Annotated in this window: 12 protein-coding genes; 5 read left to right on the forward strand and 7 right to left on the reverse strand. The window is 70.9% G+C overall.

What is annotated here, in order from left to right:
- Nucleotides 1–65: 65 nt before the first annotated feature.
- From ABRP24_RS10805 to aroA, 4 genes are all read right to left on the reverse strand, one after another.
- Nucleotides 66–2,201 carry an FAD-dependent oxidoreductase gene (locus ABRP24_RS10805; protein ID WP_349848818.1) on the reverse strand — a complete coding sequence of 712 codons (2,136 nt, stop codon included), beginning with the start codon at nucleotides 2,199–2,201 and terminating at the stop codon, nucleotides 66–68.
- A 4-nt stretch (nucleotides 2,202–2,205) separates the two neighbouring features.
- Nucleotides 2,206–3,051: an SDR family oxidoreductase gene (locus tag ABRP24_RS10810; protein WP_349848820.1), complete on the reverse strand. Its 846-nt coding sequence runs from the start codon at nucleotides 3,049–3,051 to the stop codon at nucleotides 2,206–2,208.
- An 84-nt stretch (nucleotides 3,052–3,135) separates the two neighbouring features.
- On the reverse strand, nucleotides 3,136–4,314 hold the full coding sequence (locus tag ABRP24_RS10815; protein ID WP_349848822.1) for an acyl-CoA dehydrogenase family protein: 1,179 nt from the start codon (nucleotides 4,312–4,314) through the stop codon (nucleotides 3,136–3,138).
- Nucleotides 4,311–7,559 (reverse strand): 3-phosphoshikimate 1-carboxyvinyltransferase, encoded by a 3,249-nt coding sequence (gene aroA / locus ABRP24_RS10820; RefSeq protein ID WP_349848824.1) that lies wholly within the window; start codon nucleotides 7,557–7,559, stop codon nucleotides 4,311–4,313. The genes ABRP24_RS10815 and aroA overlap by 4 nt, the downstream gene beginning before the upstream one ends.
- 119 nt (nucleotides 7,560–7,678) lie before the next feature.
- Here aroA and ABRP24_RS10825 point away from each other — a divergent pair, with 119 nt between their 5' ends.
- Entirely contained in the window at nucleotides 7,679–8,818 is a 1,140-nt protein-coding gene (locus ABRP24_RS10825) for a glutamate--cysteine ligase (RefSeq protein ID WP_027465888.1), read from the forward strand.
- A gap of 258 nt (nucleotides 8,819–9,076) precedes the next feature.
- Here the strand turns inward: ABRP24_RS10825 and ffh are convergent, their stop codons facing one another.
- Both ffh and ABRP24_RS10835 read right to left on the reverse strand, forming a co-directional pair.
- Nucleotides 9,077–10,627, reverse strand: a complete 1,551-nt coding sequence (gene ffh / locus ABRP24_RS10830) for a signal recognition particle protein (RefSeq protein WP_027465889.1) — start codon at nucleotides 10,625–10,627, stop codon at nucleotides 9,077–9,079.
- Between the two features lie 44 nt (nucleotides 10,628–10,671).
- On the reverse strand, nucleotides 10,672–11,397 hold the full coding sequence (locus tag ABRP24_RS10835) for a hypothetical protein (protein WP_349848826.1): 726 nt from the start codon (nucleotides 11,395–11,397) through the stop codon (nucleotides 10,672–10,674).
- A gap of 85 nt (nucleotides 11,398–11,482) precedes the next feature.
- On the opposite strand from ABRP24_RS10835, the gene lipB reads away from it, so the two are divergent.
- On the forward strand, nucleotides 11,483–12,214 hold the full coding sequence (gene lipB, locus ABRP24_RS10840) for a lipoyl(octanoyl) transferase LipB (protein ID WP_349848828.1): 732 nt from the start codon (nucleotides 11,483–11,485) through the stop codon (nucleotides 12,212–12,214).
- A complete protein-coding gene (gene lipA / locus ABRP24_RS10845) occupies nucleotides 12,211–13,194 on the forward strand; it encodes a lipoyl synthase (protein WP_138803676.1) in 984 nt (327 codons plus the stop codon). Before lipB ends, lipA begins: the two co-directional genes overlap by 4 nt.
- Before the next feature lie 184 nt (nucleotides 13,195–13,378).
- Here lipA and ABRP24_RS10850 read toward each other — a convergent pair whose 3' ends face one another.
- Nucleotides 13,379–14,404, reverse strand: coding sequence for a TerC family protein (locus ABRP24_RS10850; RefSeq protein WP_110859106.1), 1,026 nt, complete (start codon nucleotides 14,402–14,404; stop codon nucleotides 13,379–13,381).
- A gap of 217 nt (nucleotides 14,405–14,621) precedes the next feature.
- Between ABRP24_RS10850 and ftsY the strand changes: the two genes are divergently transcribed.
- Together ftsY and ABRP24_RS10860 are read left to right on the forward strand one after the other, a co-directional pair.
- Nucleotides 14,622–15,491 carry a signal recognition particle-docking protein FtsY gene (ftsY, locus tag ABRP24_RS10855; protein ID WP_027465892.1) on the forward strand — a complete coding sequence of 290 codons (870 nt, stop codon included), beginning with the start codon at nucleotides 14,622–14,624 and terminating at the stop codon, nucleotides 15,489–15,491.
- Between the two features lie 83 nt (nucleotides 15,492–15,574).
- Nucleotides 15,575–15,733, forward strand: coding sequence for a hypothetical protein (locus ABRP24_RS10860; RefSeq protein WP_171907827.1), 159 nt, complete (start codon nucleotides 15,575–15,577; stop codon nucleotides 15,731–15,733).
- Nucleotides 15,734–15,779 lie beyond the last annotated feature (46 nt).

The raw sequence follows: 15,779 nt of genomic DNA on the forward strand, positions 1-15,779 counted from the left end.
GGTCGAGCTGCGGCGATTCGACCGTTCATTCTTGCAGATTCCCGGCCGTGATGCGAGCCGACTCGCTACGGCGCGAGGCGTCGCACCGCTTCGAGGGCCTCGGACGTCGCCCGGACCGCGTCCACGCTCCGTGCGTCGCGCGCGCCGCCGACGACGGCGTACGGCACGCCGGCGGCCTGGAGGCCCGTGGCGAGTCCGTCAGGCGCGTCGCCCTCGGCGTCGGTCGCGCGCTCCTGCCCGGCGCAGACCACGACGGTGTCCGCCGGCACGCCGACCTCGTCCCCGTGCTCGTCGCGGATCCAGAGCACCCCGGGTTCGATGCGCAGGTACTCCTGCACGCCGCCGACCATCCGCACCCCGGCGTCCCGCAGCCGGCCGAGCGCGACCCAGCGTGAGGTGATGCCGATCCCCTGGCCGAACTTGCCCGAACGCCGGAGCACCGTCACCTGCGACCCCGGTCGGGTGGTGCGCCGTGCCGCGGGGAGCCGCTGCGGCACGTCGCCGACGAGCTCCTCGGACACGTCGAGGTCCCAGCGGGCCGCGAACTCGGCGGCCCGGACGACCTCGTCGGGCGACTCGGTCAGGAACGCCGCGGTGTCCACGCCGATGCCGCCGCCGCCGATGATCGCGACGGTGCCCTCGGGTACGCCGTTCCGCAGGGCCTGCTCGTAGGACAGCACGTGCGGCAGGGCGCTGCCGGGGACGTCGATGCTCCGCGGGACCACCCCGGCCGCGAGCACGACGGCGTCGCTGTCGACGAGGTCCCGAGCCGTGGCCGGGCGTCCGAGGTGGATCGTGGCGCCCCGCTCCGCGAGCTCGGCGCGGGCGGACCGCACCGTGGCGGCGTAGTCCTCCTTCCCCGGGACGAGTGCGGCGAGGCCGAACTGGCCGCCGAGGCGGTCGGAGGCCTCCCAGACGGTGACGTCGTGGCCCCGTCGGGCGGCGTCCACCGCGGCGGCGAGCCCGGCCGGTCCGCCACCGACGACGTCGACGCGCTTCGGGTCCGCCGTCGGCCGGGCGGGGAAGGCCACCTCGCGGGCGGCACGGGGGTTCACGAGGCAGGACACCGGTGCGCCGATGATCGAGCGGTCGAGGCACGCCTGGTTGCAGCCGATGCAGGTGTTCACCAGGGCGAACCCGCCCGCGAGCGAGCGCGACACGATGGCGGGGTCGGCGAGGAACGGCCGGGCGAGCGCGACGGCGTCGATCAGGCCGTCGCTGAGCACGGCTTCACCGTCGCGCAGGTCCGTCATCCGGTTCGAGGCGATCACGCGGACGTCCGGGTACGCGGACGAGCGCACCACCGCGGCGATCCGTGCCGCGTACGCCAGCCAGGCCCCGTGCGGCACCGAGGCCTGCACGGTCGGGGTGCGGGACTCGTGCCAGCCGATGCCGACCGAGATGCCGTCGAGCCCGAGCGGCAGCAGGTCGTGCACGAGCGCGTCGACCTCGTCGTCGGTCGACGAGCCGGGCATCAGGTCCGCGCCGGACAGCCGGATCGTCACGGCGAGCTCGGGCACCGCGGCGCGCACGGCCCGGACGACCTCGATCGCGAAGCGCCTACGCCGTTCCGCATCCCCGCCCCACTCGTCGTCGCGCAGGTTGGTCAGCGGCGACTGGAACTGGTTGATCAGGTACCCCTCGGACGCCATGATCTCGACGCCGTCGAACCCGATCGCGCGGGCGGTGCGGGCCGCGGCGGCGAAGTCCTCGATGGTCCGCTCGACCTCGGCCGACGTCAGCTCGGTCGGCACCACACCGCGGGCGGCCGCCCACGGCAGGGCCGAGGGTGCCACGACGCGCTGCGGGTCGCCGTGCCGGTCGACCATGCCCGACGCCAGCGCGTACCGCCCGGCGTGGAACAGCTGCGCGAGGATCGTCCCGCCCTCGTCGTGCACGGCGTCGACCGCCACCCGGAACCGCTCGTCGGCTCCCCCGACGCCGAACACCGCGAAGTCCGGACCCCCGCGGGCCTCGTCGTTCACCGCGATGCCGCCGGTGATGATGCACGCCGCCCCGCCGGCCGCGCGTTCGCGGTAGAAGGCGGCCATGCCGGCTCCGCCGTCGTCGTGCACCTCGAGCCCGGTGTGCATCGACCCCATCACCACCCGGTTCGCCAGGTGCAGGGGGCCGAGGGTCCAGGGTGACGCGACGGTCCGGAGGGACTCCGGCACGACGGGGGCGGAAGCGACGCTGCTCATGCGCCTATTCTGCGGTGTCCGCGCCCGGAGCGTCGGCCGGCAGCACCGCGTCGCGGAGGGGCGACGTCGTGTCCGACCAGTACGGCGGGGCGATGACCGTCAGACCGCCGTCCACCGAGAGCACCTGCCCGGTGATGTACCCGGCCTTGTCCGACAGCAGGAAGTCGACGGCGTCGGCCATGTCGTCGGCCGTCCCGGGGCGCTGCAGCGGGAGCTTCTCGAGGACGGTGTCCATCGGCGCCTGGCCGGGGACCTTCGTGTAGAAGTACTCGAGCGAGTCGGTGTCGATCAGGCCGCCGTTCACCGCGTTGACGGTGATCTGGCGCGGACCGAACTCCACCGCCATGTACTTCATGTACGCCTCGCTCATGGCCTTGGCGGCACCGAGGGCGGCGTAGGTCGGGAACGCCCGGAGCGATCCGTACGACGTCACGACGACGATGCGTCCACCCCGGTCCATCAGTTCCGCCGCGCGCTGGGCGCCGAGCACGAACGAGCGGGCGTTCGTGGCGTAGCTGCGGTCGAGGTGGTGCAGCTTGAGGTCCGCGACGGGCTTGAACGCGCTGGCCGCGGCGTTCGCGACGAACATGTCGAGGCGTCCGTAGGTGTCGCGCACCAGGTCGAACAGGGCGTCGATCGACTCCGGCTGCTCGATGTCGACCTGCGCCGTGATGCCGTCGCCGCCGGCCACCCTGACGTCGGCCAGGGACTCCTCGGCCAGGTCGGCGTTGCCCTTGTACGTCACCACGACGGTGACGCCGCGCTGGCCGAGCTTCTGCGCGAGCAGGCGGCCGATGCCGCGCGAAGCGCCCGTGATGAGTGCGATGGGTGCGTTGGTGCTGTGGGTCACTTCGGTCCTTCAGGTGGGTGGGTGACGGACGGGAGGCGCGGGGCGGGCCCGCACCGCGCCTCCCGTCCGGTACTGGGTTGCGGTCTAGAACCCGGCCTGGCCGGTCACGACGGCGCGGCCGACGATCAGCTTCTGGATCTCGTTGGTGCCCTCTTCGAAGCGCTGCGCGCGTGCGTCGCGGTAGACGCGCTCGATGGCGTTGCGCTTCCAGTAGCCCTGCCCGCCGTGCACCTGCAGGGCCTTGTCGGTGACCCGGGCGAGCATGTCGACGGCGACCATCTTCGAGGCGCTGGAGAGTGTGCCGGCGTCGGGGCGGTCCTCTTCGTAGGCGCGAGCGGCCTCGAGCACCAGGGCGCGGGCGGCGGCGATGTCGGCGTAGTTCTCGGCCAGGTAGAACTGGATCGCCTGGCGGCTGGAGAGGCGCTTGCCGAAGGTCTCGCGCTTGTTGGCGTACTCGACGGCGAGCTCGTTCGCCCGCTCGGCGAGGCCGACGGCGCTCATCGCGACGGACACCCGGCTCGGCAGCAGGAAGCCGCCGAGTGCGACCTCGAGGCCTTGGCCTTCGGCGCCCAGGCGGGCGCTGGCGGGGATCGGGGTCTCGGTGAACCGCAGGATCGCGTGGTCGGTGCCGCGGATGCCCATCGTGTCGGAGTCGTCGATCACCTCGGCACCCGGCAGCCCGCTGTTCGGCATCAGGAACGCGACCGTGCCGTCCTGGCCGGTGGTGCCCTCCAGCCGAGCGGCGATGAGCCAGTGGTCGGCCTTGACCCCGAAGGTGATGAGGTGCTTCTCGCCGTTCATCACGTAGGTGTCGCCCTCGCGCCGGACCGTGGTGCGGATGTCCGCTCCGGTGCCCGCGGTGGCCTCGGTCAGGGTGAACGCGACGAGCGTGTCGCCCGCGACGGACGGCTTGACGACCTGCTCGATCTGCTCCGGCGTCGCGTAGGGGGCCATCGCACGCCAGGTGCCGTTGATGACGTGCACGAGCATGCGGATGGAGGCGTGCGAGCGGGAGACGACCTCCATGATCTCGAGGTAGCGCGAGAACGGGATCGCTCGTCCGCCGAGCTCCGTCGGGGCGGCGAGGCTGAGCCACCCGTTCTCCTTGAGCTCCTGGAACAGCTCGGGGGCGACCCGGCCCGTGCGCTCGATCTCGTCCGCCCACGCCTCGCCGGGGCCGCGGACCCACTCGGTGACCTCGGCCTTGAGCTGCTGGAAGGCGGCTTCGTCGAAGCCCGTGCTCGTCTGCTCGACGATCGTCATCGTGTCTCGTTCTCCTTCGTCGCGACGAGCGCGGCCGCCTGCTCGCGCAGGATGTTCTTCTGGACCTTGCCGACCGCGTTGCGCGGCAGCTCGGTGGTGTACTCGAGTCGTTCCGGCCAGTAGTACTTGCTCACGCCGGCCGTGTCGAGGTACTGCTGCATCCCGGCGAAGTCGAGCGGCTCGTCCGCGCGGGCGTTCACGACCCAGGCGCACGCACGCTCACCGAGCCGCTCATCCGGCATCGCCACGATCGCGACGTCCGTGACCAGGGGGTGCTGGTACAGCAGGTTCTCGATCTCGACGACGGGGATCTTCTCGCCGCCGCGGTTGATGACGTCCTTCACACGCCCGGTGATCGACAGGAAGCCCTTCTCGTCGACCTTCGCCAGGTCGCCCGTGCGGTACCAGCCGTCCGCCGTGAACACGTCGTCGGTCAGGTCCGGGCGGTCGAGGTAGCCCGCGAACATCGTCGGCGAGTGCAGCTCGAAGTTGCCCTCGGTACCGGCGGGCAGCTCGATCCCCGCGTCGTCGACGATGCGGATCGCGATGCCCGGCAGCGCCCGGCCGTCGTGGCCGTGGGCGTCGGCGGGGTCGTCGCTGGGGCTGGACAGGGCCCCGAGACACGTCTCGCTCGTCCCGAAGGCGCCGAGGATGGCGCTGCCGAGCACCGTGCTCGCTCGCTGGGCCAGTGCACGGGGCACCGCGGCGCCCGTCGGCACGAAGATCCGGAGCGACTCCGGCTGCGGTGCACCGGCCTCGACCAGGTCGACGAGGTCGGTCAGGAACGGCGTCGCGCACTGCACGAAGGACGCCCGGGCGACGCCGAACGCCTGCTCGAGTGCGACCCGGCCGTCCCACACCGGCTGGATGACCTGCGGGGCACCGAGCCGGAACGCCAGCAGCATGCCGTACAGGAACCCGGTCTGGTGAGCGAGCGGCGACGGGATGTAGATGCGGTCGGCGCTGGTCAGCCCGGACTGCGCCACGTGCATGGCGGTCGCGAGTCCGAGCGTGCGGTGCGGGTGCTGCACGCCCTTCGGCTCCCCCGTGGTGCCGGAGGTGAAGAGCAGCTGGCAGACGTCGTCCGGTCCGGGAGCGTGCGACGCGATCTCGTCGACGTCGACGTGCACGGCGGCGAGGGCGTTCTCGAAGTAGCGCCAGTGCCAGTCGCTCGCCACGACGCGCTCCAGGGCGTCGGCGGGCAGCGGCGGCTGGTTCGTCGGGGTGTCCCCCTGCCCGCGGGCCTCGGCGCGGAGCACGATGACGTGCTCGAGCGACAGGCGACGGTCCTGCGCGGCGGCCTCGTCGATGACGTCGAGGAGTTCGATTGCGGGGCGGCGCTTCCGGAACACGTTCGGCAGGAAGACCACGCGGGCCTTCGATCGCGCCAGCGTCATCGTGGTCTCGCGGGGACCGAACACCGGCATGATCGGGGTGGCGACGGCGCCGATCTGGATCGCACCGAGGGTGATCGACACGAACTCGCGCCAGTTGGGCAGCTGCATCGCGACGGATTCACCCGTGCGCACGCCGAGTTCGAGCAGCAGGGCGGAGACCCGGTCGGCCTCGTCCTGCAGCTCCTTCCACGTGGTGTTCGCGGGGGTCGCACCGCCGACCTCGATCACGGCCAGGCCGTCGGGGTCGGTCTGCGACAGGGCGCGGACCCGCTCGCTCAGGACGAGCGGGTCGGCGTCGACGCCGGCGAGCTCGGGCACGGCGGCGGCGGGCTGCGCGGCGGCGGGCTGCGCGGCGGCGGGCTGCGCGGCGGCGGGCTGCGCGGCGGCCGGCTGGTCGGTCGGCTCGGGCGCCGCAGCCGTCTCGAGGGGCGTGCCGAGGTGCGTGCGGACCCCGTCGGCCTCGGCGGCGTCGATCCGGTCGTCCCGCGCAACCTGGGCTGCGAGCCTGTCACCGACGGACATGTCGAGCCCGACGGAGTTCATCGCCTCGAGGAACGTCGGGTAGGAGATCCGGTAGGCACGCGGGTAGGTCAGGCCGGACACCCCGTCGGCACTCGACGCCGCGACCGCGAGGGACATCAGCACACGGTGGTCGTTGAACGAGGACATCGGCGCACCGTGCAACCCGGCCGCGCCGACGCCGGTGACCCGCAGCTCGTCCGCGCCCTGCTCGGCACGGCCGCCCATCCGGTTCAGCTGGAGCATCGCCGCGACCCGGTCGGACTCCTTCAGGCGGATGTGCGCCACGTTCCACAGTCGACTCGTGCCCTCGGCGAAGGTGGCCATCGTCGACAGCACGGGCAGCAGGTCCGGGATCGGACGGCAGTCGACGTCCAGCGGCCGGAGCGGGGACCCGTCGTGCTCGATCCGGACGAAGCCGGTCTCCTCGTCGATCCGCATCGGCACGCCCATCGCGGTCGCGAGGTCCAGGAACTCGCTCTCCGGGTGGTCCGTCTCGGCCGTCGTCGTGGCCGTCATGCCGCGCAGCAGCACGTTCGACTCGCGGGTGCCGGCCGCCGCGATGCCGAACGCTGCGGAGCCGATGTCGGGCGGGATGACGTAGTCGTGCGGGGTGGCCTGCTGGCCCGCCGGGATCCGGTACTCGAGCCAGTCGTCGGAGACCTCGACCGTCAGGCCGAACTGCCGCATCATCCGCACGGTGAGCTCGACGTAGGGCTGCTCGTTGAGCCGCCCGCCGGTGATGTGGATCCGGGTCTCGTGCTCGGCGAACGGGGCCACCAGCAGCAGCCCGGACACCCACTGCGACAGGGTGCCGGCGATCGTCACGTCGCCGCCGCGCGGACGCCTCGGCTGCACGGTGACGGGCGGGCAGTCGTTCGTCGCCTCGAGCTCCACCCCCATCTGCGTCAGCGAGGTGAGCAGCGCCTTGATCGGGCGGCGCTGGAAGTACTTCATGCCGGACAGGGTCATCGGACGGTCGGCCAGCGAGGCGAGCCCGGTCATGAAGTAGAGCGTGGTGCCCGAGGACCCCATGTTGAGCAGTCCGTCGGCACCGCGCGAGCCGTGGTCCACGACGTCGGTCGCCCGGTACCGGCCGCCCAGCCCGGTCACGTGGTACGCGTTCCCGCGACGCTTGACGTCGACGCCGAGCGCGCGGAGCGTGCCCACGGTCCACTCCACCTGTCGCGTCGCGCTGACCCCGGAGACGACACTCGTCCCCTTCGCCAGCGACGCGAGCACCAGCGCGCGGTGCGCGTGGTACTTCGAGACCGGGATGTCGAGTTCTCCGACGAGCGGGGCGTTCGTCCCGCGCACCACCAACTGCATGCGTACCTCTTCCCTGTAGGAACATTTCAACGGTACGCCCGGAGTGGAACTAGTTGCAGGACGATCCGCACGATCGGGACAACGCTTCGTTGTGCGTGTCCGACAAGGACCCGGGCAGGATGGACGGCATGGACATCCGCTTCACCGAGTCCCGCCCGTCGACCATCGGCGTCGAGTGGGAACTCCCCCTGGTCGACCGGGCGACCGGCGACCTCGCTCCCCGCGCCCCCGCCGTCATCGCCGCCGTGCACGAGCGGCTCGGCGACCACGACCGCGTCACCGAGGAGCTGCTGACCAACACGGTCGAGGTCGTCTCCAGCGTCCACGACCGCGTGGGGGCTGCGACGAGCGAGCTGTCCGGCATCATCGGCGAGGTCATCGACGCCGCCGAACCGCTCGATGCCCAGGTGATGTGCTCGGGCACGCACCCGTTCGCGGTGTGGGACCAGCAGGAGATCACCCCGGACAGCGAGCACTACACGACGCTGATCGACCGCACCCGCTGGTGGGGACGCCAGATGCTCATCTGGGGCGTGCACGTGCACGTCGGCATCGACGACCGCGACAAGGCGGTCCCGATCATGAACGCGATGCTCGCCTACGTCCCGCACCTGCAGGCCTTCACCGCGTCGAGCCCGTTCTGGGGCGGCACCGACACCGGGTACGCCTCGAACCGCGCCCTGATGTTCCAGCAGCTCCCGACCGGCGGGCTCCCGCCGCAGCTCGGCGCCTGGGCGAACTTCGAAGAGGTCGTCGGCGACCTCACGCACACCGGTGTCATCGACGGCGTGAAGGACCTGCGCTGGGACATCCGACCGTCGCCGGGCTGGGGCACCCTGGAGAACCGGGTCTCCGACGGCATCTCGACCCTGCACGAGGTCGGCGCCGTCACCGCGCTCGTGCAGTGCCTGGTCACCGCCTGCTCGGACCGGCTCGACGCCGGTGAGACCCTGCCCACCATGCAGCCGTGGTTCATCCGTGAGAACAAGTGGCGCGCGGCCCGCTACGGCATGGAGGCCGAGATCATCACGAACGTCGCCGGCGACGAGCGGCTCGTGACCGACGAGGTACACGACCTGGTGCAGCGGCTCGACCCGATCGCCGAACGGCTCGGCTGCCTCGACGAGCTGCACCACCTCGACACGATGATCGAGCGCGGCGCCTCGTACCAGCGGCAGCTGCAGGTCGCGCAGGAGAACGGCGGCGACCTGCGCGCCGTGGTCCGCCACCTGGTCACCGAGTTCCGCGACGCGCTCTAGCCGCCACCGGACCGCCCCGGGCATACCTGGCCGAATCGGGCGTACCTGGTCGAATCGGGCGTATCTGGCCGAATCGGGCATACCTGGCCGAATCGGGCGTACCTGGTCGTTCCTTTCGACCAGGTACGCCCGATTCCACTTTCCATCGCGCGTGCGATGGGAAGGAACGTCGCCACGCGACCGGACGACGGACGGGAGGCCCGGTGCCAGCTGGCACCGGGCCTCCCGTCCGTCAGGTGGTCGCGATCGCGAGCCGCGTCAGCGACCCAGGAACTTCTGCAACGACGCGAGCTCTTCCTCGGTCGGTGCCTTGCCGCCCTTGGCACCCCCGAGGCCGAGGCCGGACCCCTGCGGGGCCTGCTGCGGCGCAGCCGCCGCGCCGGCAGCCAAGGCCGCGCGCTTGGCAGGGTTGCCCACCTTCGACTTCTTCTTGCCGCCCTGCTGCTGCTTCTTGCCGCCGTGCATGCCCGGGATCGGCCCCATGCCCGGCATCTGCGGCACGCCACCGCGGGCGACGGTCTTCATCATCTTGGCGGCCTGCTCGAAGCGGTTCACCAGCGCGTTGACCTCGGTGACGGTCGATCCGGCACCGCGCGCGATGCGCAGACGACGCGAACCGTTGAGGAGCTTCGGGAGCTCGCGCTCCTGGGGCGTCATCGACTGGATGATCGCCTCGGTGCGGACGATCTCGCGCTCGTCGAAGTTGTCGAGTGCCTCGCGCATGCCCTTGGCTCCCGGGAGCATGCCGAGCATGCCCTTGATGGAGCCGGCCTTGCGGAGCTGCTGCATCTGCTGCAGGAAGTCGTTCAGCGTGAAGTTGTCGGTCGCGATCTTGTCCGCGACCTTGCGCGCCTCTTCCTCGTCGAAGGCGCCCTGCGCCTGCTCGATGAGGGACAGGATGTCGCCGAGGTCGAGGATGCGGCTCGCCATGCGGTCCGGGTGGAACGGCTCGAAGTCGTCGAGCGACTCACCCGTCGACGCGAACATGATCGGACGGCCGGTCACGCTGGCCACCGACAGGGCGGCACCACCGCGGGCGTCACCGTCGAGCTTCGAGAGCACGACACCGGTGAAGTCGACGCCTTCCTGGAAGGCACGGGCCGTGTTGACGGCGTCCTGACCGATCATCGCGTCGATGACGAACAGGACCTCGTCCGGGTCGACGGCCTTGCGGATGTTCGCGGCCTGCTTCATCAGCTCGGCATCGACACCGAGTCGACCGGCGGTGTCGACGATGACGGTGTCGTACTGCTGGTCGATCGCGGCCTTGATGGCGTTCTTGGCGACCTTGACCGGGTCGCCGACACCGTTGCCGGGCTCGGGAGCGAAGACGTGCACGCCGGCCTGCTCGCCGACGACCTGCAGCTGCTGCACGGCGTTCGGACGCTGGAGGTCCGCCGCGACGAGCATCGGGGTGTGGCCGTCCTTCTTGAGCCACTTGCCGAGCTTGCCCGCGAGGGTGGTCTTTCCGGCGCCCTGCAGACCCGCGAGCATGATGACCGTCGGCGGCTTCTTCGCGAACTCGAGCCGTCGCTGCTGCCCGCCCAGGATGCCGACGAGTTCCTCGTTGACGATCTGGACGACCTGCTGCGCCGGGTTGAGCGCGCGGTTGACCTCGTCGGAGAGGGCACGCTCGCGCACCGATGCGGTGAACGCCTTGACGACCTCGAGCGCGACGTCGGCGTCGAGGAGCGCCCGCCGGATCTCGCGGACGGTGCCGTCGACGTCGGACGGAGTCAGCCGACCCTTGCTCCGCAGATTGCGGAAGGTCTCGGTCAGCCGATCGGAGAGTGAACCGAATTGCGCCATGATCCGTCGATTCTACAAGGCTCCCGCCGACGGCACCGGCCCGTTCACCGCAGGAGGACACCCTCGGTCAGTCCGACCGGTGCGTCGAGCCCCACGTCGATGACCACCGGCGCGCTCGACGGACTCCGGTCACCGGTCGGGAACCAGCGCCGGTCGGGCGACACCAGGATCACGAGACCGTCCACGTCACCGACCGCCGCGAAGGACTCCCCCGGCGGGTTGGCGTACGGCTCGAGACCGGCGCGTCGCAGGGCCGAGGCTGCGCCGAGGACGTCGGGCACGGGGACGCCGACCTCGCTGACCGAGACGAGCGGGACGCCGGCGTCGGAGTCGCTGCCGGTGCCGGTACCGTCGCCGGCGCCGTCGCCGTCGCCGGCGCCGGCGCCGGCGCCGACGCCGACGCGCCGGGCGCCCGGCTCCAGGTCCCGCCGCTCGATGAGTTCGAGGAGCTGCTGGTCGGGGCCCTCGAAGTAGACCGACCGCGAGTTCCAGTTCGGCGGCCCCTCGAACTCGTCCTGGTCAGCGGTACCGAGCACCGTCGTCAGTCCGGCGATCCAGGCCTTGGCCGCGTCGAAGGTCCCCGTCGGGATCGCGATCGCCAGGTGCAGGGCTCCGGTCATCTCCGGCAGTTCGCGGAACACGAGGAGCGTCGACCCCACCACGATGCGCACCGTGGTGTCGACGATCTCGACCGAGCACCCCAGCCGTTCGTAGAACCGGACGGTGTCGGCGAGCGAGCGGGTGGCGAGCTGTACCTGTCGGATGTCCATGCCCTCATCGGACCATCTCAACCATTGTTGAGGTCAAGTACCCCCGTTGTTGGACGCCGTCCAGAAACTGTCGTACGCTCGCCGCATGCCGGAACTCGAGATCGTCCGCCACCACGGCCTGCTCGACTACTCGGACGGCCTCGCCCTGCAGCGGGACCTGCACGCCGACGTCGTCGCTGGCCGTTCCCCCGGGGCCCTCGTGCTGTGCGAGCACCCGTCCGTGTACACCGCCGGACGCCGCACCGAACCGTCCGACCTGCCGACGAACGGCGCCCCGGTCGTCGACACCGACCGTGGCGGACGCATCACCTGGCACGGCCCGGGGCAGCTGGTCGCCTACCCGATCGTCCGACTCGCCGAACCCCTCGACGTCGTCGCCTGGGTGCGCGACCTGGAGCAGGTCGTCATCGACGCCGCGGCTGCCCTCGGCGTGCACGCCGAACGGGTCGCGGGTCGCAGCGGCGCCTGGGTGCCGGGCACGGACGGCTCCCCCGCCGCCAAGGTCGGCGCGATCGGCCTGCACGTCGCCGAGGGCGTGACGAGTCACGGCATCGCGATCAACTGCGACAACGCCCTCGACGCCTACGCCGCGATCGTCCCGTGCGGCATCGCGGACGCCGGGGTCACGACGCTGAGCGCCGCGGCGGCGCTCGCGGGGCGTGCCCATGTGACCGTCGACGACCTCGCACCCCTGGTCGCGGACCGCGTCCGACAGGCCGTCGACGGCATGCACAGCGGCCGCCGGATCAGCACGACGGCCCCCAGCACCAGCACGAGCACCAGCACCGCGCCCGCCCGACAGGAGACCCTCGTATGACCCTCGCCCCCGAAGGCCGCCGCATGCTCCGGGTCGAGGCCCGGAACGCCGAGACCCCGATCGAGACGAAGCCCGCGTGGATCAAGACCCGTGCCACGCAGGGCCCCGAGTTCCGCGAGCTGTCGAGCCTGGTGCGCGAGAAGCAGCTGCACACCGTCTGCCAGGAGGCCGGCTGCCCGAACATCTTCGAGTGCTGGGAGGACCGCGAGGCCACCTTCCTCATCGGCGGCTCGCAGTGCACCCGTCGCTGCGACTTCTGCCAGATCGACACCGGCAAGCCGGAACCGCTCGACCGCGACGAGCCCCGCCGAGTCGCGGACTCCGTGGCGGAGATGGGCCTGCGGTACGCGACCGTGACCGGCGTCGCACGCGACGACCTGCCCGACGGCGGTTCCTGGCTCTACGCCGAGACCATCCGCGCGATCCACGAGCACTCCCCCGGCACCGGCGTCGAGATCCTGGTGCCGGACTTCAACGGGCGACCCGACCAGCTCGGCCCGGTGTTCGACGCCCGCCCCGAGGTCTTCGCCCACAACGTCGAGACCGTCCCGCGGATCTTCAAGCGGATCCGGCCGGCGTTCACGTTCGAACGGTCCCTCGACGTCATCACCCAGGGCCGCGACGCCGGACTGGTCACGAAGTCGAACCTGATCCTCGGCATGGGCGAGGAGCGCGTCGAGATCGAGGACGCCCTGCAGCGCCTGTACGACGCGGGCACGGACATCATCACGCTGACGCAGTACCTCCGCCCGTCGCCCCGGCACCTGCCGGTCGCGCGCTGGGTCAGCCCTGCGGAGTTCGTCGAGCTCCGGCAGGTCGCCGAGCAGATGGGCTTCGCCGGGGTGCTCGCCGGACCGCTGGTCCGGTCGTCGTACCGGGCGGGCCGGCTGTGGGCGCGGGCGACGGTGGCGCGCGGCGGCTCGGTCCCCGAGCACCTGGCCCACCTGCTCGACGCGACCCCTGGTCGCCAGGCCGTCTGACGCTCGCGCGGCTCGCGCGGTGTATGCGGCGCGGCCGGCGTTTCGCGCTGGGCGACAGTTCACGTGCTGCGGAGCACGTGAACTGTCGCGCAGGCCGAAACTCGGTGCGCCCGGACGACGCCCGGACAGACGGGAGGCGCGGTGCCAGCTGGCACCGCGCCTCCTGTCCGTCAGGTGGTGACGGCTACTTCGCGTCGGCCTCGACCGACTCCTTCGGCTGGCCGGTCGGGGTGAGCCCGCGCTCCTGGCGGCGCTTCGAGACCACCAGCGACGCGGTCGTGGCGACCGCGATCGTCAGCGCGATGAAGCCCAGCGAGAACCAGATCGGGATCTCCGGCGCCCACTCGATGTGCTCGCCGCCGTTGATGAAGGGCAGCTCGTTGACGTGCATGGCGTGGAAGACGAGCTTCACACCGATGAACGCCAGAATGACGGCCAGGCCCTGGCCCAGGTAGATGAGGCGCTCCAGCAGGCCGGCGATCAGGAAGTACAGCTGCCGGAGGCCGAGCAGAGAGAACGCGTTCGCCGTGAACACGATGAAGGCGTCCTGCGTCAGCCCGAAGATCGCGGGGATCGAGTCGAGCGCGAAGAGCACGTCGGTCAGGCCGATGGCGACCATGACGAGCAGCATCGGGGTGAACAGCCGCTTGCCGTCGACACGGGTGGTCAGACGGTCGCCGTCGTAGTGGTCCGAGGTCGGGATGATGCGCTTGAGGATCCGGATGAGCCGGGATTCGCCCTCGCTGCCGTGGTCGTTGCCGCTGCGGGCCTGCGACCAGGCGAGCCAGAACAGCAGCGCACCGAACAGGTAGAAGACCCACGAGAAGTTCTCGATGATCGTGACGCCGAGGGCGATGAAGACGCCACGGGCGACGAGCGCGATCGCGACGCCGACCAGCAGGACCTTCTGCTGGAACTCCTTCGGCACGGCGAAGCTCGACATGATGATGAGGAAGACGAAGAGGTTGTCGACCGACAACGCCTTCTCGGTCAGCCAGCCGGCGAAGTACTCACCACCGGCCTGCCCACCGCCGAACACCAGGATCCCGATGCCGAACAGGATCGCCAGCCCGATGTAGAAGGCGGACCAGAACGCGGATTCGCGGATGTGGGGCACGTGCGGCGTGCGCACGTGCGAGTAGAAGTCGAACACCAGCAGCGCGAGGATGCCGGCGATCGTGATGAGCCAGACGAAGAGTGGGACGTCCACGGTTTCCTTCAGGTAGGGCGCGCCGCTGATGTGCGGGTACGCCGAGGCCTGAAGGTCTCTTCCGTCGCACGGCACCGGAACCGGTGTCGCACGACCGGCGCCCCGGGGCCGGATCGTTCCGGACCGTACTGACGGGGTCACCGAGAGGGAATACTCCCCTTCGTGTTCCCGAGCATACCGGGCACAGCGGACATGTGCCGCGCTCTAAGCTGGGAGCATGGCGAGTTCCTGGTCACTGTCCTCACGGCTGCGCGGCCTCTTCCAGCGCAAGACGATCGACGAGACCACGTGGGAGGACCTGGAGACCGCCCTCATCGGCGCCGACTTCGGGCCCGACATCTCCGAGGAGATCATCGAGGACCTGCACGCCCGCGTCGACCGGTACGGCACGACCGACCCCGCCGACCTGCAGCGCATGCTCCGCGAGGTCCTCGAGGAACGGCTCTCGAAGCTCGACACCACCCTGAAGCTCAGCGCGCGGCCCGCCGTGGTGCTCGTCGTCGGGGTGAACGGCGTCGGCAAGACCACGACGATCGGCAAGTTCGCCAAGTTCCTGAAGACCTACGACCGCACGGTGCTCGTCGGGGCGGCGGACACGTTCCGCGCCGCGGCGGTCGAGCAGGTCGCCACCTGGGCCCAGCGCGCCGGGGTCGACGTCGTCCGTCCGTCGCAGCCCGGGCAGGACCCGGCGTCGGTGGCGTACCAGACCGTCGAGAAGGCGATCCGCGACCAGACCGAGATCGTCGTCATCGACACCGCCGGGCGTCTGCACACCAAGGCCGGCCTGATGGACGAGCTCACCAAGATCAAGCGCGTGGTCGAGAAGCAGACCGAGATCAGCGAGGTCCTGCTCGTCCTCGACGCGACGACGGGCCAGAACGGCCTCGCACAGGCCCAGGCCTTCATCGAGGGTGCCGGCGTGACCGGCCTCGTCATCACCAAGCTCGACGGCTCGGCCAAGGCCGGCTTCGTGCTGAGCGTGCAGGAGAAGACCGGCATCCCGATCAAGCTCATCGGGCAGGGCGAGGGCATCAACGACCTGACGGGCTTCACGCCGCACGTCTTCGTGCAGAACCTCGTCGGCTGAGCGAACGCGTCGGCACGCCGAGGAGTAGCGTCCCTGACGGTCCGGGCATCTGCTCGGTCTCGTTCCAGGGATAGGAGACCCTCATGCCCGCACTGCTGATCATCGCGATCATCGTCGGCCTCGTCCTGCTCTTCAGCGGCATCTTCGTCGGTGCGCTGAAGTTCCTGCTCTGGGTGGGCATCGTGCTCATCCTGCTGGCGGTCATCGGCTGGCTGCTCCGGACCATCCGCGGTCGCGCGTAGCGACCCGGCGTCCTGTCCGGACGCACCTGACGCAACAGGAGGCGCG

The organism is Curtobacterium sp. WHRI 8282 (assembly GCF_040223925.2).
Lineage (GTDB): Bacteria > Actinomycetota > Actinomycetes > Actinomycetales > Microbacteriaceae > Curtobacterium > Curtobacterium flaccumfaciens.

Excerpts from the sequence above, each read along its gene's own strand:
- ABRP24_RS10815 (WP_349848822.1), bottom strand. The coding sequence starts at position 4,314 with ATGACGATCGTCGAGCAGACGAGCACGGGCTTCGACGAAGCCGCCTTC.
- ftsY (WP_027465892.1), top strand. The coding sequence starts at position 14,622 with ATGGCGAGTTCCTGGTCACTGTCCTCACGGCTGCGCGGCCTCTTCCAG.
- ABRP24_RS10825 (WP_027465888.1), top strand. The coding sequence starts at position 7,679 with ATGGACGGCATGGACATCCGCTTCACCGAGTCCCGCCCGTCGACCATC.
- ABRP24_RS10835 (WP_349848826.1), bottom strand. The coding sequence starts at position 11,397 with ATGGACATCCGACAGGTACAGCTCGCCACCCGCTCGCTCGCCGACACC.
- lipA (WP_138803676.1), top strand. The coding sequence starts at position 12,211 with ATGACCCTCGCCCCCGAAGGCCGCCGCATGCTCCGGGTCGAGGCCCGG.
- ABRP24_RS10805 (WP_349848818.1), bottom strand. The coding sequence starts at position 2,201 with ATGAGCAGCGTCGCTTCCGCCCCCGTCGTGCCGGAGTCCCTCCGGACC.
- ABRP24_RS10860 (WP_171907827.1), top strand. The coding sequence starts at position 15,575 with ATGCCCGCACTGCTGATCATCGCGATCATCGTCGGCCTCGTCCTGCTC.
- aroA (WP_349848824.1), bottom strand. The coding sequence starts at position 7,559 with ATGCAGTTGGTGGTGCGCGGGACGAACGCCCCGCTCGTCGGAGAACTC.
- ffh (WP_027465889.1), bottom strand. The coding sequence starts at position 10,627 with ATGGCGCAATTCGGTTCACTCTCCGATCGGCTGACCGAGACCTTCCGC.
- lipB (WP_349848828.1), top strand. The coding sequence starts at position 11,483 with ATGCCGGAACTCGAGATCGTCCGCCACCACGGCCTGCTCGACTACTCG.